The sequence below is a fragment of the Pseudomonas sp. AMR01 genome (genome assembly GCF_041946035.1).
Lineage (GTDB): Bacteria > Pseudomonadota > Gammaproteobacteria > Pseudomonadales > Pseudomonadaceae > Aquipseudomonas > Aquipseudomonas antarctica_B.
In genome coordinates, this window is record NZ_JAUTYR010000014.1 from 44,756 (window position 1) to 69,407 (window position 24,652).

Annotated in this window: 23 protein-coding genes; 8 read left to right on the forward strand and 15 right to left on the reverse strand. The window is 55.1% G+C overall.

Features of this window, described 5'->3' with window-relative positions; all coding sequences use genetic code 11:
• Positions 1–6: 6 nt before the first annotated feature.
• From Q7C20_RS14805 to treP, 5 genes are all read right to left on the reverse strand, one after another.
• Positions 7–285: a PTS glucose transporter subunit IIB gene (locus Q7C20_RS14805; protein WP_375068320.1), complete on the reverse strand. Its 279-nt coding sequence runs from the start codon at positions 283–285 to the stop codon at positions 7–9.
• Positions 286–287: 2 nt separating this feature from the next.
• On the reverse strand, positions 288–2,813 hold the full coding sequence (gene ptsP, locus Q7C20_RS14810) for a phosphoenolpyruvate--protein phosphotransferase (protein WP_375068321.1): 2,526 nt from the start codon (positions 2,811–2,813) through the stop codon (positions 288–290).
• 150 nt (positions 2,814–2,963) lie between these two features.
• On the reverse strand, positions 2,964–4,184 hold the full coding sequence (locus Q7C20_RS14815) for a maltoporin (protein ID WP_375068323.1): 1,221 nt from the start codon (positions 4,182–4,184) through the stop codon (positions 2,964–2,966).
• 76 nt (positions 4,185–4,260) lie between these two features.
• Complete coding sequence (treC, locus tag Q7C20_RS14820; RefSeq protein ID WP_375068325.1) at positions 4,261–5,907, reverse strand: alpha,alpha-phosphotrehalase; 1,647 nt, start codon at positions 5,905–5,907, stop codon at positions 4,261–4,263.
• Between the two features lie 107 nt (positions 5,908–6,014).
• The gene (treP, locus tag Q7C20_RS14825; RefSeq protein ID WP_375068326.1) at positions 6,015–7,457 is read right to left on the reverse strand and encodes a PTS system trehalose-specific EIIBC component; all 1,443 of its coding nucleotides are present in this window, start codon (positions 7,455–7,457) and stop codon (positions 6,015–6,017) included.
• Positions 7,458–7,711: 254 nt separating this feature from the next.
• Here treP and treR point away from each other — a divergent pair, with 254 nt between their 5' ends.
• Positions 7,712–8,416 carry a trehalose operon repressor gene (treR, locus tag Q7C20_RS14830; RefSeq protein ID WP_375068328.1) on the forward strand — a complete coding sequence of 235 codons (705 nt, stop codon included), beginning with the start codon at positions 7,712–7,714 and terminating at the stop codon, positions 8,414–8,416.
• Positions 8,417–8,432: 16 nt separating this feature from the next.
• On the opposite strand, the gene Q7C20_RS14835 is transcribed toward treR, so the two are convergent.
• Positions 8,433–9,668, reverse strand: coding sequence for a type II toxin-antitoxin system HipA family toxin (locus tag Q7C20_RS14835; protein ID WP_375068330.1), 1,236 nt, complete (start codon positions 9,666–9,668; stop codon positions 8,433–8,435).
• Positions 9,652–9,906, reverse strand: coding sequence for a helix-turn-helix domain-containing protein (locus tag Q7C20_RS14840; RefSeq protein WP_375068331.1), 255 nt, complete (start codon positions 9,904–9,906; stop codon positions 9,652–9,654). The genes Q7C20_RS14835 and Q7C20_RS14840 overlap by 17 nt, the downstream gene beginning before the upstream one ends.
• Before the next feature lie 387 nt (positions 9,907–10,293).
• On the opposite strand from Q7C20_RS14840, the gene Q7C20_RS14845 reads away from it, so the two are divergent.
• Positions 10,294–12,366, forward strand: coding sequence for a TerD family protein (locus tag Q7C20_RS14845; RefSeq protein WP_375068332.1), 2,073 nt, complete (start codon positions 10,294–10,296; stop codon positions 12,364–12,366).
• 291 nt (positions 12,367–12,657) lie between these two features.
• Here the strand turns inward: Q7C20_RS14845 and Q7C20_RS14850 are convergent, their stop codons facing one another.
• The 4 genes from Q7C20_RS14850 to Q7C20_RS14865 form a co-directional block, all read right to left on the reverse strand.
• The gene (locus tag Q7C20_RS14850; protein WP_338650837.1) at positions 12,658–13,839 is read right to left on the reverse strand and encodes a macro domain-containing protein; all 1,182 of its coding nucleotides are present in this window, start codon (positions 13,837–13,839) and stop codon (positions 12,658–12,660) included.
• Complete coding sequence (locus Q7C20_RS14855; RefSeq protein WP_045338579.1) at positions 13,839–15,182, reverse strand: DarT ssDNA thymidine ADP-ribosyltransferase family protein; 1,344 nt, start codon at positions 15,180–15,182, stop codon at positions 13,839–13,841. The genes Q7C20_RS14850 and Q7C20_RS14855 overlap by 1 nt, the downstream gene beginning before the upstream one ends.
• A 41-nt stretch (positions 15,183–15,223) precedes the next feature.
• Positions 15,224–15,403 (reverse strand): hypothetical protein, encoded by a 180-nt coding sequence (locus Q7C20_RS14860; protein ID WP_338650839.1) that lies wholly within the window; start codon positions 15,401–15,403, stop codon positions 15,224–15,226.
• A gap of 430 nt (positions 15,404–15,833) precedes the next feature.
• Positions 15,834–16,190, reverse strand: coding sequence for a CopG family transcriptional regulator (locus Q7C20_RS14865; RefSeq protein ID WP_375068333.1), 357 nt, complete (start codon positions 16,188–16,190; stop codon positions 15,834–15,836).
• A 368-nt stretch (positions 16,191–16,558) separates the two neighbouring features.
• Here Q7C20_RS14865 and Q7C20_RS14870 point away from each other — a divergent pair, with 368 nt between their 5' ends.
• From Q7C20_RS14870 to Q7C20_RS14890, 5 genes are read left to right on the forward strand one after another with little or no spacing between them, the layout of a single operon-like run.
• Positions 16,559–16,747: a TraK family protein gene (locus Q7C20_RS14870; protein WP_375068334.1), complete on the forward strand. Its 189-nt coding sequence runs from the start codon at positions 16,559–16,561 to the stop codon at positions 16,745–16,747.
• Positions 16,748–16,791: 44 nt separating this feature from the next.
• Positions 16,792–17,532: a P-type conjugative transfer protein TrbJ gene (trbJ, locus tag Q7C20_RS14875; protein ID WP_375068335.1), complete on the forward strand. Its 741-nt coding sequence runs from the start codon at positions 16,792–16,794 to the stop codon at positions 17,530–17,532.
• A 2-nt stretch (positions 17,533–17,534) separates the two neighbouring features.
• A complete protein-coding gene (locus Q7C20_RS14880) occupies positions 17,535–17,723 on the forward strand; it encodes a hypothetical protein (protein WP_122763835.1) in 189 nt (62 codons plus the stop codon).
• 2 nt (positions 17,724–17,725) lie between these two features.
• A complete protein-coding gene (gene trbL / locus Q7C20_RS14885) occupies positions 17,726–19,381 on the forward strand; it encodes a P-type conjugative transfer protein TrbL (protein WP_375068336.1) in 1,656 nt (551 codons plus the stop codon).
• Positions 19,381–19,662 (forward strand): hypothetical protein, encoded by a 282-nt coding sequence (locus Q7C20_RS14890; protein ID WP_375068337.1) that lies wholly within the window; start codon positions 19,381–19,383, stop codon positions 19,660–19,662. Before trbL ends, Q7C20_RS14890 begins: the two co-directional genes overlap by 1 nt.
• 607 nt (positions 19,663–20,269) lie before the next feature.
• On the opposite strand, the gene repC is transcribed toward Q7C20_RS14890, so the two are convergent.
• Genes repC through Q7C20_RS14905 form a run of 3 tightly spaced genes read right to left on the reverse strand, consistent with a single transcriptional unit; the run spans position 20,270 to position 22,232 of the window.
• Positions 20,270–21,169, reverse strand: coding sequence for a replication protein C, IncQ-type (gene repC, locus Q7C20_RS14895; protein ID WP_375068338.1), 900 nt, complete (start codon positions 21,167–21,169; stop codon positions 20,270–20,272).
• Positions 21,135–22,001 carry a helicase RepA family protein gene (locus Q7C20_RS14900; RefSeq protein WP_375068339.1) on the reverse strand — a complete coding sequence of 289 codons (867 nt, stop codon included), beginning with the start codon at positions 21,999–22,001 and terminating at the stop codon, positions 21,135–21,137. The genes repC and Q7C20_RS14900 overlap by 35 nt, the downstream gene beginning before the upstream one ends.
• Before the next feature lie 3 nt (positions 22,002–22,004).
• On the reverse strand, positions 22,005–22,232 hold the full coding sequence (locus tag Q7C20_RS14905) for a helix-turn-helix transcriptional regulator (protein WP_375068340.1): 228 nt from the start codon (positions 22,230–22,232) through the stop codon (positions 22,005–22,007).
• A gap of 79 nt (positions 22,233–22,311) precedes the next feature.
• On the opposite strand from Q7C20_RS14905, the gene Q7C20_RS14910 reads away from it, so the two are divergent.
• Complete coding sequence (locus tag Q7C20_RS14910) at positions 22,312–23,172, forward strand: hypothetical protein (RefSeq protein WP_375068341.1); 861 nt, start codon at positions 22,312–22,314, stop codon at positions 23,170–23,172.
• Positions 23,173–23,189: 17 nt separating this feature from the next.
• Here Q7C20_RS14910 and Q7C20_RS14915 read toward each other — a convergent pair whose 3' ends face one another.
• The gene (locus Q7C20_RS14915) at positions 23,190–24,410 is read right to left on the reverse strand and encodes a tyrosine-type recombinase/integrase (RefSeq protein ID WP_375068342.1); all 1,221 of its coding nucleotides are present in this window, start codon (positions 24,408–24,410) and stop codon (positions 23,190–23,192) included.
• Between the last annotated feature and the right edge of the window lie 242 nt (positions 24,411–24,652).

Sequence of the window (24,652 nt, forward strand, 5' to 3'; positions counted from 1 at the left end):
CTTGGCTTAAAGGCCAGTGATCAGGTGCACGACTCCCCCCGTCAACACCATCACGCCAGGCACACCTGCTGCCTTCAGCGCCGCCGCATCCAATCGCCCCGCATCCTGCAACTGCACCCGCACACGTGTGAGGGCTACTCGCTGCTGCGACTTCAGGTTCTGCGCCCCGCCCAACGCCGCCAGCATATCCGCCGACAACACACCTTGCTCCGGCACCACCACCGTCTCGGCAATCAAGTCCGGCGTCAGGGCTTTCCAGAACGCCTGCTGCAATTTCTCGAACATGCTCAGTGCTCCAAAACAGGTGAAGTATCGACGCTGGCAGCGCGGTAAAGGCGCAGGGCCTCACGCACTTGGCCTGCTTCTTCCAGGCCCAGCACCTGACGGGCGATGATCTGGCAGCCGGCCAAATCCAGTTCGCGCACGGTGGCCTTGATGGTCGGGATCAACGGCACGCTGACCGACAGTTCATCCACGCCCAGCCCGATCAGCACCGGCACGGCCAATGCTTCAGACGCCAACGCGCCGCACACGCCGACCCACTTGCCGTGGGCATGGGCGGCCGTGACGGTGGTGGCGATCAGGCGCAGCACCGCCGGGTGAAAACTGTCGGCCTGGCTGGCCAGCCGCGGATGATCGCGGTCCATCGCCAACGTGTATTGGGTCAGGTCGTTGGTGCCGATGGAGAAGAAATCCACGTGGGGCGCAAACACATCCGCCATCAATGCGGCGGACGGTACTTCGATCATGATGCCCAGCTTCGGCAGCTCGGTGAGCCCCAGCGCCAGCGCTTCTTCCTCAAGAATCTGCCGCGCAAGGTGCAGCTCCGACAACAGGCTGACCATCGGCAGCATGATGTGCAGGCGCGCAAAACCGGCACTGGCGAGGATGGCGCGGAATTGTTCGCGCAACAGTTCAGGACGCTCCAGGCACAGGCGAATACCACGCAAGCCAAGAAACGGGTTGGTCTCGGCGTCCATCGGCACGTAGGCCAGTGGCTTGTCGCCACCGACGTCCAGGGTGCGCACCACGAGGTTGCGCTCAGGGCCCAGGGCACGGGCGATGGCCGTGTAGGTGCCGGCCTGTTCCTCGGGGCTTGGCGCGCGGTTTCGGTCCAGGTAGAGGAATTCGGAACGCAACAGGCCGACGCCCTCACCACCCAGGGTCAAGGACTGCTCGACTTCCTGCAGCGAAGCTACGTTGGCCGTGACCTCAACGTGATGGCCATCGCGGGTGGTGGCCGGCAAGGCAGCCTGCGCCACCTCACGCTGACGGCGCTGCACTTGCTGATGGCGGGCAGCCTGCAATTGTTCGATTTCAGCCAGGTCGGGCTCCAGGTGCAGTTCGCCTTTATCGGCGTCGAGCAGGACGTGTTTGCCATTGGCCAGCGCCAACACGTACCCCGGCACGCCGCAAATCGCCGGCAGGCCGAGCGCTCGGGCGAGGATCGCGACGTGACTGGTCGCGCCGCCGCCAACGGTGACAAAACCCAGCACCTTGCGCGTATCCAGGCTGGCGGTTTGCGACGGCGTCAGTTGCTCGGCGATCAGGATGGCCTGCTCCGGCAAATCCCATGCGCGGTCCTGGACACCGAGAATCAGCTTCAGCACGCGCTGGCCGACATCGGCCAAATCCGCCGCGCGTTCGGCGAGTAGCGTATTGCCCGACTCCTTAAACAGCTTGGCGGTCGCAACGGTGGCGCTGTTCCAGGCAAACGCGGCGCTCTTGCCTTGGGCCAGCAGACCGTGGGCTTGCTCCAGCAGGGTCGGGTCTTCGAGCAACTCCTGATGGGCGCGGAAGATTTCCGCCTGGGCACCGCCGGCGGCGTTGGCTTGCAGGGTTTGCAGCGCCTGGGTTGCCGCCAACAGGCCACGCGTCAAAGCATCTCGCTCGGCCGTTTCGCCGGCGCCGTTTTCAGTGATCGTCAGCTCGGGCTCAGCCACTTGAACAACCTGGCCAAACGCCGAACCCGGCGACGCACACACGCCGCGCAGCAACGTCTGTGACGACGCAGGCGCGAGCGCCTCAACCACCTCAGCCGGTGCCGCAACCGTCTCGCCGCAGCCGTCTGCCAACAGCGCGACCAATGTCTTGATCGCCGCTTCGGCATCGTCACCCGCGGCACTTACCTGCAGCGAATCACCCTGCACGGTTTGCAGCGCCATGATCGCCACCAGGGATTTTGCGTTGGCGCTCTGGGTCTGCTTGTGCAGATAAATGCTCGCGCTAAAGGCTTTGGCTGCCTGGGCGAACACCGCCGCAGGTCGAGCGTGCAAGCCGTTGGCGTTGGGCAAGGTCAGCGGCTTGGAGAACAGTGCGTCGCCCTCCTCCTCATTCACCGCTTCAACGGCTTCACCTGGGGATAACTGCAACAGTGGCTGGCCGACCTCTACCAAATCGTTCGCCAGCAAGGTAAACGGCTCGCCACTGACCACCAGCATCAACGTCAACAAACTGCGTGCATTGAGCGCCACGTAGTCGGCATCGAATTCAATCAGCGGTTGCCCGGCGTCCACGCGCTGGCCTTCCAGCACCAAGCGCGTGAAGCCCTGGCCCGCGAGGTTCACGGTGTCCAGGCCAATGTGCAGCAGCACCTGAACGCCGTTGTCGTCGGTGATGCTGAGCGCATGACCACTGCCCTGAATATTGCTGATCACCCCGGCCAGTGGCGCGCAGAGGGTCTGCGAGGTCGGGTCGATGCACAGGCCGTCGCCGATCAGGCGGCCGGCGAACACCGGGTCGGGCACCTTGTCCAGCGCCAGCAGCACCCCGGACAGGGGCGCCAACAGTTCCAGGGGTTGCGTTGTGGTCATGACTTCACCTGCTGTTTTGTTCTGTAAAAATCATAGGGCGAACGACGATCCAATGTGGGAGCTGGCTTGCCTGCGATAGCATCACCTTGGCCTTACTGAGAGACCGGGTCGCTTGCATCGCAGGCAAGCCAGCTCCCACATAAAGCGCGGTTATTCCCACCAATATTCAACCTGCACACCCACATTTGACCCATGCCGCGCGGTGCCGTACGCGCCGGTGTCGGACAACGCCGAACCCGCCGCCAGTTCATTCGCCGCGCGCTTGGCGGCTTCATTCCAGCTGGCGTAGGTGTAATACAAACGCACCTCCGGCCGCGCCCAGAACTCGGGGCCGTTGGGCGACCAGGTCGGGGCGAAGGTAAATTTGCTCAGCTTTCGCGTACCACCCGCGGCCTCCACCTGATCATGCCCAAGTTCGGTGACGAGTTTAAACTGCTCGCTGATCGCGTACGCGGGGCGAACACCGATGGACATCCACGTCTGGTCCCGGCTGCCGGGACGAATATCTTTCTGGTACACCGCCTCGACTTGCCCACCGAAACGCGGTGTCACCTGCCAGTCGAAAAACTCCACGGCGCGGTAGCTTTTGCTGCTTTTGTCCAACGTGGTGTCGCCGGTGTAGCCAAGGCCGGTGCCGGGGCCTTCGCCGTACTGCAAGGCGAATTTGTTCTTGCCGCCCAGGAAAGGTTTTTGCACATGCTGCGCGGTGATCGCCCAGCCGCTGTTGGCATCGCGGCCGCCAGCTTTGTCGATGTAACTCAAGCCAAACTCCAGCTCGCCGCCGGGGTTGGTCTTGAAGCCCGCCACGTTGAAGTCGTGACGGGTGGCGTATTCCTTCTGGTACAGGTTGTCCTTGCGCGACAGGGCGTAGCTGTACTTGAGGTCGCCGATTTTTACGTCCTCCACACCGCCACCCGTGGCGCTCTGGTTCCAGTAGTAGAAGTCGGAAATATGGATGTCGTTTCGTTTGTAATAACGTCGACCGGCCCACACCGAACCGCCGTTGAGGCTCGGCAGGTTGGACCACTGCGCATACATCTGCGGCATGCGCGCCGAGCCGTTATCTTCGCCATGGAATTTCAGGGCGCGATCGTATTTGTTGTAAAACGACGCCATGGCATCGACGCTGAGTACCGAACCGTCATCCAGCGTCAGCAGGTCCTGGCGCAATTCCAGTTCCCCGTATTGCTCGCATTCGTTACCCAGACGGTATTTGGTTTGCGCCCCCGGCAACTGGAAACATTGCTGCTTGCCACTGCCGGTTGAAGTGCCTGCGCCGCTGCGCAGGTAACCGGCAAATTCCAGGGCGTGAGCGGCATAAGGGGCAGAGAGACACGACGCAATGAGGCCCAGCTTTATTGTTGTTTTCATGAAGCACTCCGATATTTTTTTATTATGTTTTTGGGTGAAGCGCCCCTGCACTCCCAGGCAGGGGTTGAGGCGGGTCTTAGTCCTTGAGGTGCAGCACAAAGGATTCGTAAGGGCGCAACGTCACCGTGGCCGTACGCGGCGGGCAGTCGGGGTAGTTGCTGATCACCAGGCGCTGCGTTTGCGCGGCGTCTATCACGTGGTCGGGCAGCTGGATTTCGCACGGCGTGCCGTAGAAATTGTTGAGCACCAGCAGGCGCTCGCCATCGCCTTCACGCAGATAGGCCCAGACCTGCAGGTGGTCTTGCAGCAGTTGGCGATACACACCTTCCTGAATCAGCGGCTCGCTGCGGCGCAGAGCGATCAGCGCGCGGTAGTGATGCAGCACCGAATCCGGGTCATCCAACTGGCGCTCGACGTTGATCTGCGCCGCATTGGCGGGGATGCCGATCCACGGTTCGCCCGTGCTGAAACCGGCATTCGCCTGGGTGTTCCACTGCATCGGCGTGCGGCTGTTGTCGCGAGACTTCTGCATGATCGCCGCCATGCTCGACGCCTCGGATTCACCCGCATCGCGCTTGAGGCGGAAGATATTCAGGGTCTCGACGTCTCGGTACTGCTCGATCTTGTTGAAGCCGGGGTTGGTCATGCCCAGCTCTTCGCCCTGGTACACATACGGCGTGCCCTGAAGGAAGTGCAGCGCGGTGGCAAGCATCTTGGCCGAAACCACACGGTGCTCGCCGTCATTACCAAAACGCGAGACAACACGTGGCTGGTCGTGGTTACACCAGAACAGCGCGTTCCAGCCGCCACCGGCCTGCATGCCGAGTTGCCAGTCGGAAAAAATCTGCTTGAGTTGCAGAAAATCAAAGTCCGCCCTCACCCACTTTTCCAGGTTCGGGTAATCGACTTTCAGGTGATGAAAGTTGAAGGTCATCGACAGCTCTTTGGACTCCGGCCGCGAGTAGCGGATGCAGTGTTCAAGGCTGGTGGATGACATTTCGCCGACGTTGATCAGGTCATGCCCTTCGAACACTTCGCGGTGCATTTCCTGCAGGTATTCATGCACGTTCGGGCCATCGGTGTAGAAGCGCCGGCCATCAGTGTTGTCTTCGGGGAAATCGGCGGGTTTGGAGATCAGGTTGATCACGTCCAGGCGGAAACCGCCCACGCCTTTGTCGCGCCAGAAGCGCATCAGCTTGAACACCTCGGCTCGCACTGCGGGGTTGTCCCAATTCAGGTCGGCCTGGGTGTGATCGAACAGGTGCAGGAAGTACTGACCGGTTTGCGCCTCGTATTCCCACGCCGAGCCGCCGAACTTGGAGGCCCAGTTGTTCGGCTGGTCGCGCCAGATATAGAAGTCGCGGTACGGGTTGTCGAGGCTGCTGCGCGCTTGCTGGAACCACTCGTGTTCGATGGAGGTGTGGTTGACCACAATATCGAGCATCAACCTGATGCCGCGCTTGGCCGCTTCGCTGATCAGCAAGTCGCAGTCAGCCATGGTCCCATAGCTTGGGTCGATGGCGTAGTAGTCGCTGATGTCGTAGCCGTTGTCGCGTTGCGGCGAGCGCAGGAACGGAGTGATCCACAGGCAATCCACGCCCAGCCATTTCAGGTAGTCAAGCTTGTCTACAATGCCCAGCAGGTCACCGGTGGCGTTACCCGCGTGGCTGTGGAAGCTTTTGGGGTAGATCTGGTAGATCACCGAGTGTTGCCAGTTTTGCATGGTGGGTTCCTCAAATTGAGTGTGAGCCAGCCCAGCTCTCAGGTTGGAAAGCGATCAAATGTGGGAGCGGCGGTTCGACGATTCGACTTGCTCGCGAAAGCGGTCGGTCAGGCGACCCTGTATCCAGGCCGAACAATCTTCCTGCTCAATACACAGGTCAAAACAAACGGCACGACCATCGCAATGACCATCCCGATCACAAAACTCGGGATGTACTGCGGCACGATCGAGATAAACCCGGGCAACCCACCGACCCCGATGGCCGTGGCCTGCACCTTGTTCATCGACAGGAAAATGCTGCCCAGCGCCGAGCCAACCAACGCGGCATAAAACGGAAACTTGAAGCGCAGGTTCACCCCGAACATCGCCGGCTCCGTGATGCCGAAATACGCGGAAATCGCCGAGGTCGAGGCCATGCTTTTGTCCCGCGCATTGCGGGTCGTGTAGAACACCGCGAGCGCGGCGCTGCCCTGGGCCAGGTTGGACATGACGATCATCGGCCAGATAAACGTGCCGCCCTGTGTAGAGATCAGTTGCAGGTCCACGGCAAGGAACATGTGGTGCATGCCGGTGATCACCAGCGGCGCATACAGCAGACCGAAAATCGCCCCGCCAACCATCGGCGCCAGGTCAAACAGGGTGACCACGCCTTCGGTGATCAGGATGCCCAGGTGACGGGTCACCGGGCCGATGATAGCCAGCGCCAACACGCCGGTGACGACGATGGTGGTGATCGGCACGACCAGCAGTTGAATCGCGTTGGGCACCCGCGCGCGCAGCCATTTCTCGATCACGCTCATCACATACGCCGCCATCAGGATCGGCAGGATTTGCCCCTGGTAGCCGACCTTTTCAATCTTGAACCAACCGAAAATATCGAAGTACGGCAGGCTCTGACCGTCCAGCCCCGCCACCGCCTTGCCGTAGTTCCAGGCATTGAGCAGGTCCGGGTGCACTAGCATCAGGCCGAGCACGATGCCGAGGATTTCACTGCCGCCAAAACGCTTGGCCGCCGACCAGCCCACCAGCGCCGGCAGGAACACAAACGAGGTGTTGGCCATCAGGTTGATCAGGCTCCACAAGCCATCCAGGTTTGGATAGGCCTCCAGCAGTGTCTTGCCCTCGATGAACATGCCCTTGGCGCCCATCAGGTTGTTGATGCCCATCAACAGGCCGGCAATGATCAGCGCGGGCAGGATCGGCATGAACACGTCGGAGAACACGCGCACCAGACGCTGCATGGCGTTGGTCTTGTCGGCGCCCTTCTTCTTCACGTCGGCGATGGTCGCGGCGGCAAGGCCAGTGTGTTCGCGCAGGGCGGCGTAGACCTTTTCCACTTCGCCGGGGCCGATCACCACCTGGAACAGGCCGCCGGTGAAGAACGAGCCCTTGACCAGATCGACCCCGTTCAACGCACTGCTATTGACCAGGCTCGGGTCCTTGAGCGCCAGGCGCAGGCGTGTAACGCAGTGGGCCGCTTGCTCAAGGTTGTCGCTGCCCCCGAGGTTCTCGATAATCTCGTGGGCAATGTTCGAATAGTCGTGGCTCATGCTTGTTTTCCACTTTGATTTTGTTATTTGAGGGCAGTCATTGGCAGCACGCCGAAGGCAAAATTACTCGTCTGTACGAGTTAAAGCAACAACTCGTACAGACGAGTTTACAAATGTTTATCTGTCGTAGGCCGACGCATCGCTACAGGCCACAGATATCCAAGGGTCTAATAGACAAACCCCATCCGGGCTACTAATGTTCCCGCCGTGAACGCGCCGTTCACCTTTACCACGTTGGGCAAAGAGCCATCTCCATGAGCAAATACAACCAGATCTATACGGATCTGCTTGCCAGCATCACCACTGAACGGCTGCAACGCGGCACGCGCCTTCCCTCCGAAACCGAATTGATGGACACCTACCAGGCCAGCCGAGGCACCGTGCGTCGGGCCATCGAGCAGCTGCAGGAGCGCGGGTTCGCGCAAAAAATCCACGGCAAGGGCACTTTTGTGTTGTCGCCAAACCCGATTGAGTTCCAACTGGGCGGCATCGTCAGCTTCCACGAAACCCACGCCGACCTTGGCGACGATGTGCGCACCGAAGTGGTTGAGTTCACCCAGTTCCCGCTGGAAGGTTCACTGCTGCAACACATCGAAGCCGAGCCCGGCACGCCTATCACCCGCATCAAACGGGTACGACGAATTGGGGGCAAACGTGTGATTCTGGACATCAACCACTTCGTCGCCGACGTGATCCCCGGGCTGGACCGCTCGATTGCCGAACAGTCGATCTATGCGTTTATCGAACAGACCCTGCAGCTGCAAATTGCCTACGCCCAGCGCACCATCGAAGCCCTGCCGCGCAGCAAGGACGACCAGGCGCATCTGGACCTGGACGGGCAAAGCCATGTGATCGTGGTGAGTAACCAGACGTTTTTGCAGGATGGGCGGCAGTTCGAGTACACCGAGTCGCGGCATACGCTAGATAAGTTTTACTTTTCGGATATTGCGCGGCGGTGAACGTGAGGGGGGAAGATCATTGCACTGCGATACTCTTCGCCAGTCCTGCCGCCCATGCGGTGGTCATCTTCTCCCCTATTACCTCGAACTCCGGGTGAGTGCTTCGGTATTCTGAAAGCTCTGCCATCGCGCGAGTCATACCCTCCTGCACTCTGGCAAGCAACTCGTTGCAACGTGCCTCCGTCAAACTGCACGAACTGCGCCCGAACTGGACCAGCATCTTGCGCTTTGGCCAGGCCTTCGAACCACCGAGCAACAAGCCCATGATGTCGTTGCTGCTGTACACCGTGGTCGTCACCAGATCGTAAGCCGGGGCAAGCCAAACGTCTGCGTCCTCTGCGCAATTCTCATACAGCAGGCCGAAGTTTTTCAGGTGTGCGTCGCCGTTCTGAATACCTGCAGAGAGCGCCACCATCAAAAAGAAGTCTTCCAGCGTCCGAGCAACACGGCTGGGCGTGACAATAGACCTGATCAACTTCGCGCATCCCTGGTAGCTACCGTCGTACTTCCTGGCGGTTCCCCATCCTGATAGAACGCACATATCCTCAAATCCGAGGTAGGCGCTTTCACCAATATCGAACCGTTTTACTACAAGGAATTTCCCGTGCTGACTGAGCTGAAACTCAGGCACTTCAAGGCCGCAATGGAATGCTGCCCGCATGCAGAAAAACTCATTGGCGGCCAACTGTGAAAAGTCAGACTCGTTGAATGCCTTCACCAGATGCGTCGCGCCCCGATGGGTGAGACGTTCAATGCCTGGCAGCATGTCGTCAACGTCGCGTACCAGCACTTTCGGTTGAACACCCGAAACCCCTGAGTAGGTTGCGTAGGTTTTCAGGAGGTCATCGAAAAGGTCTTTTGCTCCGTCATATACCAACAACTCAGAGAGTTTGACCTCAGGCAGTGAATCGCCGCCCGCGTCATGGGCAACGCTGATACGACCCAGTTGGTGTGGACCCACAATGCCCAGCAGAGCGAATTCGTCGAAGCCGCGCACCGACTTGCTGAAGCGTCGCACAAGCTCGTCCTTGAGATGTCCCTCAGGGATATGCATCTCGAATAGAGGGTGGATTCCATACTCCCAGTTGTAGCTCTCAAGCCGCACCGGCATGGTCAGGGAGACGGCGTTCTCTTCGGTAACCGTATCGTTATACGAGAAAACCGAATCGCGTCTGCTCTCCTGGCCTCGGCCGAGTGTTCCTGCAGCCACACCGCCTACACCGACATACAACCGATCACTTTGACTCGTCATGGATGTTTCCTGATTTCAGCTCATCAAGGGTCATGCGCCGACGCTTGGGGATAGCGGTCAATTCGTATCCCAATCCCTCAAGAATGGCGGAGACCTTGCGAATCCCCACTTCCGGGATGGTGTTGTTCTCGATCCCCGAGATAGTGGCGCGACTCATACCATGCCGCTGCGCGAGATGGCTTTGTGAAAGGCCTGCGGCTTTGCGTAGTTCCTTAATCAGTGGCCCTAAATCATTCATGTCAAAGTGCATCCAATACAATGCAAATTTGAATAATATTGCATTAATGCACCCTATACAATGCACTTTATTTTGAATGGTGCTTTAGTCGCGCGAGGTTAGTAGTTGAGCGTTCGCACACCAGAACACAAATCTCCCGCCAAGCAGACTGTGCAAAAGCGTAGCTTGGTGAAGCAGCTTGTTACTGTTGAGATATATCGCTGCTTGGCAAACAAATACAACCTTCCGTAGGATGCGTTCGTGGCTATGGAACACCTTCCTTCTAACCTCCTATGACCTAGGGGTTTCGCTCTCCACACTGCGCCTGCTTCTTGCAGGCGTTTTTACATCAGCTGTAAAACCATACTGCAACTCGTCCACGACGGCGGCCAAAGGAGAAAAACAAGCATGAATCAGGATCTTTTCCTGCGTCGCCGTAGCAAAGTTCACGTCCCGAAGGGAATTGGCGGTGCCACGCGCGCTCAGGTCGCGTCGGCTGTCCGGGAAGTCGCGGCATTCCGATGCGTACTATCAGAGTCCCTGATTGAACAACTCGGCACGTTGTCAGCGACAGAACTCAAGCATTGGCTGAGCGAAATCGTCGGAATCCTTCAACGGCAAACTGGAGCTCATGTTGAGCACCGGCCGTTTTACCCTGACTTTCCAGAGCAGGTCCTGACGGCCTCCGAGGGAGAGTTATACCTTAACGCCGTCATTCACTACTTCACGCTTCTGCGTTTACCGCCAACTGAACATTCCCGACCTGCGATGCTTGAAGGCAACTTCATATCCCGCGTTATCGAACCGGGAAGCGTCGATGAATTTGAGGGACTGCTTGAGCCACTGGTTTCATCACGCACTTCGCTCTCCGAAGAGGAAGCCGCCGATGTCGCCTGGTTTATCCGAACGTACAAAAACGATGTGTTCCGCCTACTGCCTGAAGCCATTCCGTTCCGGGAGATCCGCGCACAGATTGGCGGCGCACTTATCTTGCAGGTAGCCGGCGATGCACGGGTGGGCGCATTCCTTGAGAAAAACGTCGAAACAGCGACTGACGTGCTACGACTCGCGGTCGCTCTGAATGGTGGAGACGTGTCACTAGCAACAGCTTCGACACGTTTCACAGCCATGAAGCGCGCGATACGCCGTCTGCTCTTGCGCCTACTCGACCAAATACCCAACGCTGTAGAAGACGTGATGCGCCATGCTGAACGCTGGAAACGCCTGTCTGAAGTACTGCATCCGGGCGACTACGCCGATAAATACCCGCGAGCGCTGGCCGCAATCACGGCAGCGCGGCGCAATGATGCGCCTGCTTCGTTTGGGTCACGTGTAGAAACTTTGTTTGCCGAGCGCCACATCGTCACGCTTACGCATCTATTACAGAGTCGTCCTGGTGAGTTCGCACGACGGTTGGACGCGACCCTGCGACGAGCAGCAGAACCACAGCCGGTTCTAGATGCGTTCGAGGCGGTTGCGGCACACGTGTCCTCACCTGTTCTGCTGCAACTGCTGGCCCAAGTACGTTCGCCACGCCCTCTTCCTCTGCGAGCGTTCACGCCGAAAGGTGCACTAGCCAAAGTCTATGCCATCAAAGATCGGCGCGAGCCTCTAACACCGGAGGTGCTGGCGTGTGCAGCCCGAATCTGCGAGGACGCGCTCGTAAAGCGTTTTGCGTCGCTACCGCCGCTCGGTCGCTGCTTCATCGATCCCGAATTACGCGAATACAGAGTGCCGATGGCACAGCGTGCCTCAGCAAAGTCACTGCGTACGCTGGTGCGCGGCAGTCGGTTGCCAATCCCTGATACGCACTTCATTCGCCTGTTCCTGTGGTGGAAGAACGGCCGTGCACGCACGGACATCGACTTGTCCGCAGCATTTTTCGACGCCAACTTCGTATTCAGAGAAGCGGTTGCGTACTACAACCTCAAGGGTTACGGCGGCTACCACAGTGGCGATATCGTGGACGCACCCAAAGGGGCGTCAGAGTTCATCGACCTCGACCTTGATATCCTCGTCGAGAAGGGTATTCGCTATGTCGTCACGTCTATCAACTCCTACACCCAGCAACCGTACTGCGATCTTCCAGAATGCTTCGCTGGCTGGATGGCCCGTGCGGACGTGGCGTCGGGTGAAGTATTCGAGCCTAAATCCGTGTTCGACCGTATCGACATAGCGTCCGACACAGTTATCTGTCTTCCATTCGTGATGGACTTGCAGGAGCGACGCATGATTTGGGCCGACCTGGGACTCACTTCATCACCGCGCTGGAACAACGTCGACAACAACCTCAGCGGGGTATCGCTGATGCTGCGAGCGTTGGTGCATACGCCACGGCCGGATTTGGAAACGCTGTTCGACTTACATGTTCGAGCACGCGGAGAACGAGTGGCTTCGCCACAGCAAGCGCAGACAGTGTTTGCGCCTGATCACGGGATAACACCGTTCGATACGGACTTGATTCGAGCACAGTTTCTCTAATACCTGTCACTTCGTTATCAAGTCATACCGAGGTGATGCCATCGCAGGCAAGCCAGCTCCCACAAAAGCCCCTTCTACAATTTGATCCAGTTGCCTGAGATTACGAACTCCAAAAATACAAAACCCCAGCACATGGCCGGGGTTTTGTGGTTCAGCATTCACCTGCTAACGCAGGCTCACTCCCACTCAATTATTTTAATCTATAAAAAAACGATAAAAATCAGAATCTTATGAATGCGAGACCATAAAGTACCATGATCGATACCATGCTCGACTTTGGCTAAGCTGAGATCAAGCAGAGTTCGATCCCCCCCCCTTAGCCGCATCAGACTTGTGAATATCATCCGCGAAAACGCTTGTTAGGGGCATATCCAAGTCAAATCCTTTTGCCCGAATGTCTAATACCGCCTTTATATCCTCTGGTGAGCTGATTTCAGAAACGCAGTAATACGCATCTACAGATATCCGCTTGAGTTGACTCTTATATTTTTCCAACCAAGCAAGCTTGCTAGCGAAAAATACCACCTTCTCAGAAAGATACATCCTCGCAAAAACAGAAGGCATAAATTCTTTCTTATCGAAGGCAACTACTGGATTACCTATCGAGAGAAGATTAGGCTTTTCTTTTCGCGTTGATGACGATACTTTTTTTATGGACTCGTAGATTCCGGATGGGAGAACACAGCCGCAAATTACACCTTGGGTCGAAAGTTCAAGCGCGAGTTTTTTTTCAAAGGCTGTCCCCCCCAACAAAATACTACACTTCTCGAGAACGCAAAAATCAACAAACTTTCGTATAGCATTTATCTCGCTTAAGTCAGGCTTGCTGCTGCATACAACTGAAAAATCGTATCTAAATTTATTTTGCTGTTTTGGATAGTAATACACATCCTTCTTGGTGTAGATGCGCAACTTTTCCGGGTATGCGTCCGACGCATATTTAACAACCCCAGCCCCAACCGAACCAAGCAGTTGCTCATAGTCAGGCTCCGAAGCTTTGACATTGCCCGCTTTCACTGAATCGAAGGGCTCAAAGACATATATATGCGCAGGAGAGTTTTTTAGCTTCTCAGCAATCATGGATCGGACCCTGTCCCAGTCCAAACCACCATGACCACAGCCTAGGGCCGGAAGAGTTACTACTTTTCCACTCTTATCTTCAAGATACTTAGAAAGCCATTCCAACCCATCATCAATATAATGATACTCAGATGGATTCTTCCAATGATTTTTAGTCGGAAAATTTATGATCTCGATGTCTTTCGAGATCATATCCTTTTGCAACCAAACGGAAGGCAGGCCGGGGCGAATAATGCCCGAACGACACTTCTCAGCATAGTCATCGAACATTTCAGGAAATCTTTTCTTAAATGCGAGCGCCACACCTGCACCCATCACACCAACACAGTTGACTGTATTGATCATGATATCCGCATCAAAATCGAAAAAATCTCCGGAAACAAACTCTATCATTAAATATTACCTTGCAATTTTTGAAGAGCCTCAACTCTGAGGGCATCGATTCCAGCAGAGACTTGCATCAACCAAATTTGATTTAACGCACCAATATCAGCCTTACTCAAAGCCACCAACATAGTGATATCTTCAGGACAAGTAATTATATCGAACAACTGACTTTTGTCCCGACCTTTAGCAACAATCTCACCCAGTAGGTCATCATAAGTCACCAGCATTATAATTTTTCGGACTATATCTGGTGGCAGAATAGGCAAATCCTCAGTCAAAATTCTTTTCAACATAGGCAGGGATTTTTTGGGATGTTCACCATCAGCCTTATTCATAAAGCTATTGGGCCAGCGTGTTTTGGGCCCTTTGCCTATATCGTGGAGATAAGCTGCAAGCTCCAAGACCTCACGATGGATAGGGTCCAACTGAATATATTCGGGTGAGTTCAGCACCAGCCCCGAAACACGTCGAGAATGAGCGCCAACATCTTCACGATGTGGCCCGTAGTTCGCGCCGAGACCATCGATATCTTCTAGCTCTCTGATGGCCGCGAAGTTAGCGCGAATAGCACGCAAGGCGTCACTTAAGGTCTGGAATTTCGGCATCACCTGACGCTGAAATGAGACCACATGAGAAATAGCCTCATCTACAAAACGCTTGAGGAAAAAAGGCCCTGTAACCAAAGAAGCATTCCAGTTACCAGGCTCTAGATAATAATGCTCCCCTCCCGCCTCCACAATGTTCGGCGGAACAACTCCTTTGTTCTGAAAAATTTGCCTAACACAGTCAGACACGCTGCGATTAAATGTAACTATCTGATTAATTTCAGACAATGGGACATGATCTGGTAACAAAAGCTCCGCCATTTTGCGGTGCTTCTGAGCATCGTCGTCATATCCCCACCGATTGTTATCGATAGTTTGCCAATCTAGTTGGTCGAGCTGATCAGACTGATGATTTCCAGAAAAGAAAGCTGGGGGAACGTCCGTATTTGCAGACGCGCTTGTGTAATAGGCCCCAGCTCTTGTCTCCATCAGCAAAACCGAAACGGAAAGGTAAATGATGAACTGCTGATCTACGTTCTTCTTATAGAGCACCGCCTGCTGCATAGGCGTTTTCTTTGCGAAATAGAATGGTACATAATCATGAACACACCGCCCGTTGGCTCCAGGCACTTGCATAAGCGCCCGACGCCTCTGTATTCCTTCCTCAGCGACGTTAACGTGCAGAATGCCGCGAGCAATTTTTTGATTGGTCGAAAAAATACCGTGATCAATTATTGATTCAAGATTCTGTATCGATGTGAAATGATATGCGTTGCGACCCCTATGGTGCACAGGAACTGCCATGTTTCCCCCTTGAATAAACTATTGATAGAGCGATACTAAAATCATTGCTCTTGATATTTTTCTGGAATTATTGGGATCTGCCGACGCAGAATTTCAATCTCTCCTTGTTCGCCATCACGTAAAACGTCCTCAGCAAGTTTCATCGCGTATTCTGGATCAGAGTCAAACGCCTCCGCCATAACTTCATCGTGGCCTCGATCTTTCCTATGTTGTTTTTTCATTTAAGCCTCGACAATGCTTACCGATTCGCATTTTGGATTGTGCAATCCAGTCTATACCAAATCACATGATTTGCTTCTCGATCTCCATCACCAAGCGGTACAAGGCAACCATTCGTGCGCGCCTCCCGTGCTCGGGCTTCAACCACCACAAATCTCGCCCTGAAAGCCTCACGACTCACCTTAACCACAGCCGTCACCCGCCTCATCAGTTCCATCACCGATGAATCGAGGTCGCAGCCCTGCGTGCCTCGACATAGGGCGTGCTGCCAACCAATGCTTCCGTCGATGCATGCAACATGCCGCAGAACGAACCTTCGATGCGTTGGCTAACCACCTATCAATCCAACATCAGGCGCTCGATTGGCCGCATTGATACGGCATGACTGTGCGAAGCTGAACTTTGCTTTGTGTCAGACGACACGTACAGCAGTCATCTTACGACGCGTGACATGATGGAAAGCACCTCGCTCTGCAATTTACGAAAGTCATTCATCATCGCTTCCACATCCATTGGACTTGCGCCTTGTCCGCGCTTCTCCGCGAGCCAAAGTTTCAGTAGTCCGGCCACCCGGCCAAGGTCGCCATTGACCTTGGCCAAGTCAGCAACTGCTAGCAGGTCAACCACGGATCGAATAGGGCTGTTACGACCGACCGCCAACAGGTAGGCGGACAACGACATGTTGGCCTGGCGAGCTTTGTCCTCGATCTCTGTGCGCTCGTCTTCCGACACCCATACCTTGATCGGCGGCAGCTTCCGTCGAGGGGTGGGCTTTTGCTCTTTCTCCATGCTGTACCTCTCAAGCTTTTCAACAGTCGCGGCAGCGATGGTGAGCCTCGCAGAGCAAGATCCGTCGAGCCGCAGGCGAGTAAGGGGCGGTGGTGGGGGTCGTAGCTGCGAAGCAGCGTAGGCCCACAACACACATCTTGCCGTCCCGTTGTAAGCGATTCAATGCGATTCAAAACAAAAAAATCCTCAATCACGTTAAATTTCTATAAATCGCATACAGTCGCATTGAACTGCTTAGATCCGACTTAAATCTCCTTGAACCGCATATAATCGCGTTATATTTCATTAATTTTCTCTACCAAGCTATTCTGTGTTTTCCTATGCTTTTATCCATGCTAGAACTAACAGCATCAACAGGAGGAAAGCCGATGCAAAACAATAGTCTAAAGCCTATAAAAAGAAGAGCTGGCCGCTCTGAGTTCTTCTCGGTCAGAAAGGAGTTAGAAACTAAAATACTACTCGGTTACCCTCTTGCATGGATCTATGCGGAATACGTTGATCGATTTAGCTTTGGATATGTGCAGTTCACACGTTACGTCGCTCGTTACTGCAAGTAACCACGTTAATTCATTATGATAGGCAAGTACTGGAGACAAAAAAAATGATAAAAGGATGGAGATTATTATTAACAGCTTTTACGTTAATTTTCACCGAACAGAACGCCGTTGCTATCTACTGCACAAACTGCTCTACATTCTATCAACAGATGTTCGAGTACGCTGAAGCAGTCAACACGGCGCTGAACACGGCAGAGCAGCTTTCGACGCAAGTCCAGCAATACAACAACATGGTCACGCAGGGCGTTTCGTTGCCGAACAGCATGTTTGGCAGGATCACCCAAGACATGCAGCGCGTGGCCAGCATCTACAACCGGGCTCAGTCATTGGGTCGCAACGTGGCGAATCTAGACTCGCAATTCAACACGCAGTTTCCCGGCTATAAGACGTATTTGCAGAAGTTCATCCAGTCGAGCGGCAAGGCAACGGACGTGATGCCGGATCGCTATGAAAAATGGTCAGCGCAAGGCTTCGATAACGCCAAGACGGCGATGCAAGCAGCGGGCATGAACATCAGCACGTTTGAGACAGAAGATGCGCACCTTGAACAACTGGTGAACCGTTCGCAGTCATCGGCTGGTCGCATGCAGGCGATCCAAGCAGGGAACGAGATTGCAGCTTCAAACGTGCAGCAGCTCCAAAAACTACGTGACTTGGTCGCGACCCAAATAACCCTGCAAGGCAACTACATTGCTCAAGAAACCGAGCGCCAGGCAACAAATAATGCTGCTGTTGAACAATTCCAATCACGCCCAAACACTCGCGGCCCGTCTCAGGGGTTTTAAACATGATGATTCAAAAATGGTTTCTGGCTGCACTGATCACTGTATCGGGAATTAGTGGCGCGGCCTTGAACAACGTTGTTTCTGCCGGGAGTGATTGCGCAACAGTTGCTGAAAAAATTAAACAATCTGATGCAGCCACTCGAAAATTCCAAGAGCGCCCGAATACTCGCGGCCCATCTCAGGGATTCTAAACATGAGACGCACAACTATTTTCACAGTTGTTCTAGCATCACTGTTGCTGCCCTTTGGAAACGCAATGGCTGCGGGTCTAGATTTGGCGCAAAGCAACACGTCAATGACAGGACTTTTAGTGTTAATACAAAATACCTCTAATGACTGGGGGCCTCGTCTTCATGGCTATGCCGTAACTGTATTTTGGAGTTTGGCCCTTATCCAATTTATATGGACGTTTGTCCCATTGGTGTTCAAGCAGGCGGATTTCAGCGAGCTAATCGGCGAGTTGATCCGCTTTCTTATGATCATCGGATTTTTCAATATCCTGCTTGACCACTCAACGGAGTGGGCAGGTGCCATTATTGATAGCTTCAGACAAGCAGGTGCACACGCAGCGAGCTTGCCAACTTCTGAGCTAATGCCAGGTGACATGTTTGCCATGGCGGTCGAGTTTTCGCGGTCGATTCTGAGCGGAATAAGCATCTTTAACGGGTCACTAAATATAGTTGTTGCGCTCGCCGCCCTCATTGTTTTGCTGTCTTTCTCCTTCATTGCGGCGTTTGTCTTTGTGACTTTGGTTGAGGCCTATGTTGTTATTAATGCATCTGTTTTGTTTATGGCCTTTGGCGCATCCCAATGGACGCGGGAATACACGCTGACCGTTATTCGCTACACCGTTTCTGTGGGTGCTAAGTTGTTCATATTGACGCTAATAGTTGGCCTGATTTTGTCTGTAGCTGAGAAGTGGCAAGCGGCTTATACCAATGATGAGGCTTCTCTGATGACTTTGGTTGGATTGTCGTTGATGTGCGCTTACCTAACCAAAACCATCCCTGATTTGATAGCGGGCATGATTAACGGCTCGTCTATGGGTGGCGGCAGCTCTCTCGGTGGTATGGCTGCGGCTGTTGCGGCTGGTGCAGCCGCCGCAGTGGCCACTATTGCGACCGCAGGCGCCGCAGGTCCGGCAGCCGCAGGGGCACTCGGCGCTGCCGGGAATGGTGCTAGTGCTGCAAGTGCGGCATCCAGTAGTGGTGGCCTTGCTGCATCGATCAATTCCAGCTTTGCCGGTGGTAGTAGTGCGGCCGGTGCAGGTGGTGGCGCAGTCAGCACTGGCGAGGTTAGCGCGGGCGTCGGTTCTGGCACTGGCGGCAGTTCTGCCGCTAAATCGGCTGGTGCCAAGGTCGGGGGGAGCGCCTCTGGTGGCCCTAGCGGTAGCGGCCCAGTTCCGCTGTCAAGCCAAGGCGTACAGCAAGCGGCCAAACAGGCCGGGAAGGCGGCGCAACGCAACGTGGAAGATCCTAAGGGCGAGGCCGCCGCGACCCCACAAGGGGTTCAAGGCGGCGGTAGTTCGCAATCAACCCCGCAAGCGTCCCAACAACGCACTGACGACGCGCAGGAGGGTAGCGGCGGCATTAGCGGACATCAGGTGGCCAATGCGCTAACGCGAGGCGCTGGCATCCTTTCTGCTATCTCTGTGCCCGGCATGGAAGGCGCGGCAAGCATGGGTGGCGGGTTTGGTGGTGATCAAAGCCAGCGCGATAGTGGTTCTGGTAGCGGTAGTGATAACAGCATTGAAGCAAGCCAGACGTCTAACATCATTCGCCCGGCTCAAGAGCCAGCGGCAGTGCCTACTCAATTCCAAAACGACACTAATAAACCGGAGCTTTCCTAATGATTGAATTTATCCTTTTTTGTGTGTTTGCCACTGCCTACGCCTTTGGTATGCAGCTCCTCGGCCGCTGGTTACGCTCACGTGGCCATGGTGCAAAACTGGAAGCTATCGGGAAGCATTACTATGCATTGCAGTCCCGGATCAGCCCGCTGGCCCTGCCTGTGGCTGTTGGTCTGTTAGGCGCGGCTCAATCCTACAACCGATTGCCTCTATTCGGCAGTAAACGACAAGCTGCACAGCTCGATCAGGTACGTGCTGATATGTCGAACAACAGAAAGTAGCCTCATCAACTTTAACCCTGTTAAACCCAAGCCCTGCAGATGCAGGGCTTTTTTGTGGACACCAAAAGGAGAGCAGTGGTCGGCCCCGTCTATTACACACTCAGACGCCCTGAAGGGTCGCACACTGGACGACAACCCAAAGAGGCCCCCCTTTATGTCAGCCTCCCGGAAGTGGCTGCAATACGCGGCAAAGACCGGATTTGAGGCTGCTTCACCTGCCGCATGGGGTCGATTACCCCTACCCTTTCTTTTCGTTGTAAATCTGAACGCACTGACGACACGATTTGTCAGGTGGGCTGATGGTGTGTATTCGACGGACAGTCTCACTGCTCGCAACTAGGCCAATGCAGAGACCCTACAAGTGCCCTTCCCTTTTGGTGTTCAACGGCCGTAGGCCGACCAAGAGCAGCTGCTATGCGCGGCGCCTTCAAGGCGCGGCGCGAAGCGCGCATGTTGGAGATTCTTAGAGAATCTTGGATGGAATTCGCAAACTGCCCGCAAAGGCCTACCACTGCTGGGTTTTCAGAAACTGGCCGGGTGCCGTTAACGTGGGGTTTGGGTACTGAAAACGTGGGGCCTGGGTACCGTTAACGTGGGGTGGGTACCGTTAACGTGGGGTAGGTGCCGTTATCGTGGGGTGGGTGCCGTTATCGTGGCCCTTGGGACGCCGGATTTCCCATTTAGCCCTGGCATATTCGTCCAGCTTCCAACCCACAGCAACCAACTCAGCCAACGCCTTGCGTGCTGTTTTACGGCGTTTTCTGATAGTATTTTGGTTCGTCGTCTGGTCTGGCCAAACATAGCCACAAAGCGTTTCCAGCTCGACCAGCCGCGACTTGCCGAGGTCAATAAAGCCACATAGACGTTGGTGGATCAAACGGGCGGGATCGGTCTGTAGCCCCCTCACTTCATCCATGTTTATGCGGATGTGTTGCCCGCCCATGATTGCGCGAGCAATCAGAGGGTTCAATGCCACGTATAGTTTGCCGTCCTGATCGTCGCTGGCGTACTCGGACAACAGGCGAAAGCCCTGCCGTTTACTTCCGTTTTGAGCAATGATGGAGACTTTCCACAGCCTCTCGATGCTATCGCGTATTGGTTGGGTATCGTTTTTATTGGCATAGCCCACTTCGCTGGCCAACGACCCATAACTGCCTTTGACCACCATTGCATTCTGCTGGACTGCTTCCCACTTTGGCTCTAGGAATAGCCGTAGCTGCCGACCGGCTTCTGTCTGTGGGTCGGGCGACAGCACAAGGCCATAAGGCCCGGCCATGGCCACAAGTCCCTGCAAAATACGGAGATCGTCGACCCCCAACGGTTCCGGTCCACTGAACTCGACACGCTTGCCATTGCCGTAGTCATATACCACGTCTAGCTTAGTGCGCTTGCGCTCTTGTTCTCCTTTTTTGAGGCTACGGAACAGGCCCGGTGCCAGGCAATGCACGGGGTCGTGGCGGGCGTGGGTCAAGTCATGCTTGCTCACGGTGCCGACCCTTTCCACCATCCTGTTTAGCTACAAGCAGGTCCACTGGCAACAACACGCCACTGCCGTGCCTCAAATACCAACGATCAAGCTGCGTAGCAGCGTAGTTCTGTTTGGACACACCGAAGCGCACAAAGTACCCTCGCCGGTCATCCCCTATGGGAAGCCTGTCATAAGCACGATCACTGAGGCCCTCAGCCTCGTCTTTTGTCATCTTTGCCACGAAACCGCACCAACGGGCATTGTCGATAAGGGCGGACGCACCACGCGCTGCTTGCTGCTGATCGGTCTGGCCTTCGCGGGCGCTTCCCTTACTGACATGGTGCAGATATAGGACTGACGCCCCGGTGCTGGCCGCGACGTGCTCAAGAGTGGCGACAAGTCGCGCCATGTCTCCGTTACTGTTTTCGTCCCGGTCGTGAATCCGACTCAGAGTATCCAGCACAATCAGCCGGGCACCGTCGCAGAATTTGATTACGTCAGCACGTTGCTGGTCATCCATCACGTTCATGAGCATGCCCATGATGGGCTTGATAGTTAGATTCTCCGCGATAGCCTCGCGGGCCTGCTGATTCAGGTGCTGACCTATGGCATGAGCGCGGCACACCAACGCGACTTCCGGGTCTTCTCCGGCGAAATAGACCACACGTCCAGTGCGCTTAGGGCCAAGCCCTACAAGGTCGCCACCGGCAACAGAGCACGCAATGGACATTGCGGCTTCCAACGCCCAAAAGCTCTTTCCGGTGGCTCCGGGAGCCACAAGCGCTCCGACCGTTCCCGCGAGAAAGCCGGGCCATATAAAGTCCAGTACAGGCGGTTCATTCTCGAACGCCGCCCGTAAATCAATAGCCATAATTCAGGCTCCTGTTCCGGGGCGGACCGCATGAATGCCCGACGATTTACGTGCGTCAATCCATTCTTCGATTTCAGTGAGATCCCACGCAACATTCCGACTGGTTAGCGCGATACGGCGCGGGAACTCGCCCCGCTGCTCCATGTTGTAGATCGTGCGTTCAGCAAGCGGGATCATCGCGTGCAATTTCTTGCGGTTGATGAGTGTCTTGCTCTTAGCTTTGCTCTCCATGAGGTCACTTTCCTTCAGAGTCGTCAGATGCTTGACAATGCCCTCTAGCGCCAGAGCTAGGGCGCAAAAAAGTTAGAATTTGGTTGTCATTCAGCGCTATCATCAGACGATGAAGAAAAACGAAAAAGCGTCAAGCACCTACGACCCGCTTCTGCAAATGCTGGTTAGAGAAAGCGATACGTCGTCTGATCGCATCCGGGCTAAGTTGAGCAGTCAGTACGATTGGGGCTTCTGCGAACTTTGCTGGCGGTCTACCGAATATGCGATCAGCAAGGCGGCGCCAAAGGTGTTCAAGCGTCTAGAGCGCGGAAATGTCAAAGCAGTGCCGCTAACAAACTCTATGCGTGTAGATGCTCAGGAAAAAACCGCTAACTTGGTCGCTCGCTACGAACGGGCATTGGAGGGAGAGTTCGGCAAATACGAAACCTCTCGTATGCTGGCGAGATACTGCGACTGGCAGGAATTACGTGGAGACTTTTCGGTAGAAGCATTCCGTGAGCACGTCGAGCGTCGAATGCTCGTTTCTACCTGGGCGCGCCAGGGCGAGTTAATGTGGCCTGCGGCCTTACCGAACCATCCCGAAGGCGCATCGAGACCGAGCAAACTTTACTGTGAAGCTCACAACCCGCGGCGTAGCGATGAAGCTCGGCGCGCTTATCAGCGCGACCGTAGGTATGCATTAGAGTATGAGGATTTAATTGCAAAAATCTGGTCCCAAGGAGCTGCTGTTCTCCCTAGGTGGGATATAGAGACATGGGCTGAGGTCAGAAAAACGGCCTATAGCCAGCTCCAGATACTCAAGTCACCAACAAGCTCGGTGGATGACTTGCTGAATCAAGGCATTACCAATCAGGCTGAAATTGCCCGGCAACTTGGCGTATCACGCCAAGCAGTATCTGCGGCCATCAGACGACGAGCTCGAAAGCAGCCACCATCATAAGATCGAAAACTTTAACTTCATTCTTTGCCGACGTTAATTCGACGTGGCCGGTTAAGCGTCCACTCGTCAATCATATCCGCCCAATCCTGCAACATCGCTCGACGCTGATCACGGTATTCAGCCTTGTTGTAGACGGCCCTTACACCCTTCTGCTCGTGCGCAAGGCACTTCTCAATCCAGTCGGAGTTGTAACCCGCCTCATGGAGCAGCGTGCTCGCCGTGCGCCTCAAATCATGCGGTCCGAACTTGCTCAGCGACTGCCCCTCTTTCTGCGCAAGCCGGTAGGTCAGCGTCAGCACCTGATTGATCGTCGCGGTGCTCATTGGCAAATCAGAATCGTACCGGGAGGGAAAGACGTAATCTGAACCACCGGCAAACGTCTTCAACGCAATGAAGAAATCCAAAGCCTGCTGAGATAAGAACACTAAATGAGGGTTGCGGCGCTTCATCCGCTCTTTCGGAATGGTCCACAGAGCTTCGCTGAAATTGATCTCGTTCCAGGTAGCGTTGGTCAATTCACTTTTGCGAACCATGGTCAGCAACAGCAGCTTAGCGGCGACTCTCACGGATGAGGCGGTGCCGATGCGGTCCAGGTACTGATACATCAACGCGATTTCGTCAGGCTCTAAAGCGCGGTCACGTGGCTCGAATTTAGCGATGCTTGCAGGACGTACCAAATCAGCCGGGTTCTCGACCTTCTGGCCACGCTCAATAGCCCATCGGAACACCTGCATCACAATCTCGCGGGAGTGCACGGCCGTCGCTGGAGCTCCACGCTCCACGATTGCATCAGTCAGCGTTCGCAGATCCTCATGATTGATTTCCACCAGTTTCTGATTACCAAATTGCGGCTTGAGCTCGCGCTCGTAAACAGATCTGCGCATGTCCCGAGTTGAGTCAGCCATCTGATACCCACGCAGCCATTTCTCAGCCCATGCATCAAACGTCTCTGCCCCTTTGGTGCGCGCCTTGGCACGGGCTTTCTCTTTGGCAGGTGACTTACCCGCGGAAACCATCTTTTTAGCCTCTCCCAGGCGCTCTCTGGCTTCAGCAAGTGTGATGCCACCCACTCCATAGCGACCGAACGTGATGGTCTCCTGACGGCCGTTGATGGAGTAGTTGTAGCGAAATGAGATGGAACCGGCAGCAGTGACGGCCACGTACAGCCCGTCGCGGTCGTTCACTTTGTAGAGTTTTTCTTTCGGTTTGAGGTTACGCAGCTTGGTATCGGTCAACATGGCAGTTATGGATTCCATGGAAAAAAATACCATGCTCAGAAAAGCACTCATGCACCACGGTGAAACCCAATGAAACCGGGCTGATGATGAGATTTGATACCATGCCCTACCCTACTAGGGGGACATGGTATCGAGCACCGAACATGGCATTTGGCTCAGTCAATGCCCCTTACCATGCCATACAAACACGGTGCTTGGCGATGCACAAAGCTGCCAGAATTTGCCAGACCCAAAAAGCCAAA

Coding starts and splice junctions, on each gene's coding strand:
- Q7C20_RS14840 (WP_375068331.1), bottom strand. CDS start 9,906: ATGAATGATTTAGGGCCACTGATTAAGGAACTACGCAAAGCCGCAGGC.
- Q7C20_RS14805 (WP_375068320.1), bottom strand. CDS start 285: ATGTTCGAGAAATTGCAGCAGGCGTTCTGGAAAGCCCTGACGCCGGAC.
- Q7C20_RS14860 (WP_338650839.1), bottom strand. CDS start 15,403: ATGAAAAAACAACATAGGAAAGATCGAGGCCACGATGAAGTTATGGCG.
- Q7C20_RS14845 (WP_375068332.1), top strand. CDS start 10,294: ATGAATCAGGATCTTTTCCTGCGTCGCCGTAGCAAAGTTCACGTCCCG.
- Q7C20_RS14900 (WP_375068339.1), bottom strand. CDS start 22,001: ATGGCTATTGATTTACGGGCGGCGTTCGAGAATGAACCGCCTGTACTG.
- treP (WP_375068326.1), bottom strand. CDS start 7,457: ATGAGCCACGACTATTCGAACATTGCCCACGAGATTATCGAGAACCTC.
- Q7C20_RS14865 (WP_375068333.1), bottom strand. CDS start 16,190: ATGGAGAAAGAGCAAAAGCCCACCCCTCGACGGAAGCTGCCGCCGATC.
- trbJ (WP_375068335.1), top strand. CDS start 16,792: ATGATAAAAGGATGGAGATTATTATTAACAGCTTTTACGTTAATTTTC.
- ptsP (WP_375068321.1), bottom strand. CDS start 2,813: ATGACCACAACGCAACCCCTGGAACTGTTGGCGCCCCTGTCCGGGGTG.
- trbL (WP_375068336.1), top strand. CDS start 17,726: ATGAGACGCACAACTATTTTCACAGTTGTTCTAGCATCACTGTTGCTG.
- Q7C20_RS14905 (WP_375068340.1), bottom strand. CDS start 22,232: ATGGAGAGCAAAGCTAAGAGCAAGACACTCATCAACCGCAAGAAATTG.
- Q7C20_RS14850 (WP_338650837.1), bottom strand. CDS start 13,839: ATGATAGAGTTTGTTTCCGGAGATTTTTTCGATTTTGATGCGGATATC.
- Q7C20_RS14915 (WP_375068342.1), bottom strand. CDS start 24,410: ATGTTGACCGATACCAAGCTGCGTAACCTCAAACCGAAAGAAAAACTC.
- treR (WP_375068328.1), top strand. CDS start 7,712: ATGAGCAAATACAACCAGATCTATACGGATCTGCTTGCCAGCATCACC.
- repC (WP_375068338.1), bottom strand. CDS start 21,169: ATGGTGGAAAGGGTCGGCACCGTGAGCAAGCATGACTTGACCCACGCC.
- treC (WP_375068325.1), bottom strand. CDS start 5,907: ATGCAAAACTGGCAACACTCGGTGATCTACCAGATCTACCCCAAAAGC.
- Q7C20_RS14815 (WP_375068323.1), bottom strand. CDS start 4,184: ATGAAAACAACAATAAAGCTGGGCCTCATTGCGTCGTGTCTCTCTGCC.
- Q7C20_RS14880 (WP_122763835.1), top strand. CDS start 17,535: ATGATGATTCAAAAATGGTTTCTGGCTGCACTGATCACTGTATCGGGA.
- Q7C20_RS14870 (WP_375068334.1), top strand. CDS start 16,559: ATGCAAAACAATAGTCTAAAGCCTATAAAAAGAAGAGCTGGCCGCTCT.
- Q7C20_RS14855 (WP_045338579.1), bottom strand. CDS start 15,182: ATGGCAGTTCCTGTGCACCATAGGGGTCGCAACGCATATCATTTCACA.
- Q7C20_RS14890 (WP_375068337.1), top strand. CDS start 19,381: ATGATTGAATTTATCCTTTTTTGTGTGTTTGCCACTGCCTACGCCTTT.
- Q7C20_RS14835 (WP_375068330.1), bottom strand. CDS start 9,668: ATGACGAGTCAAAGTGATCGGTTGTATGTCGGTGTAGGCGGTGTGGCT.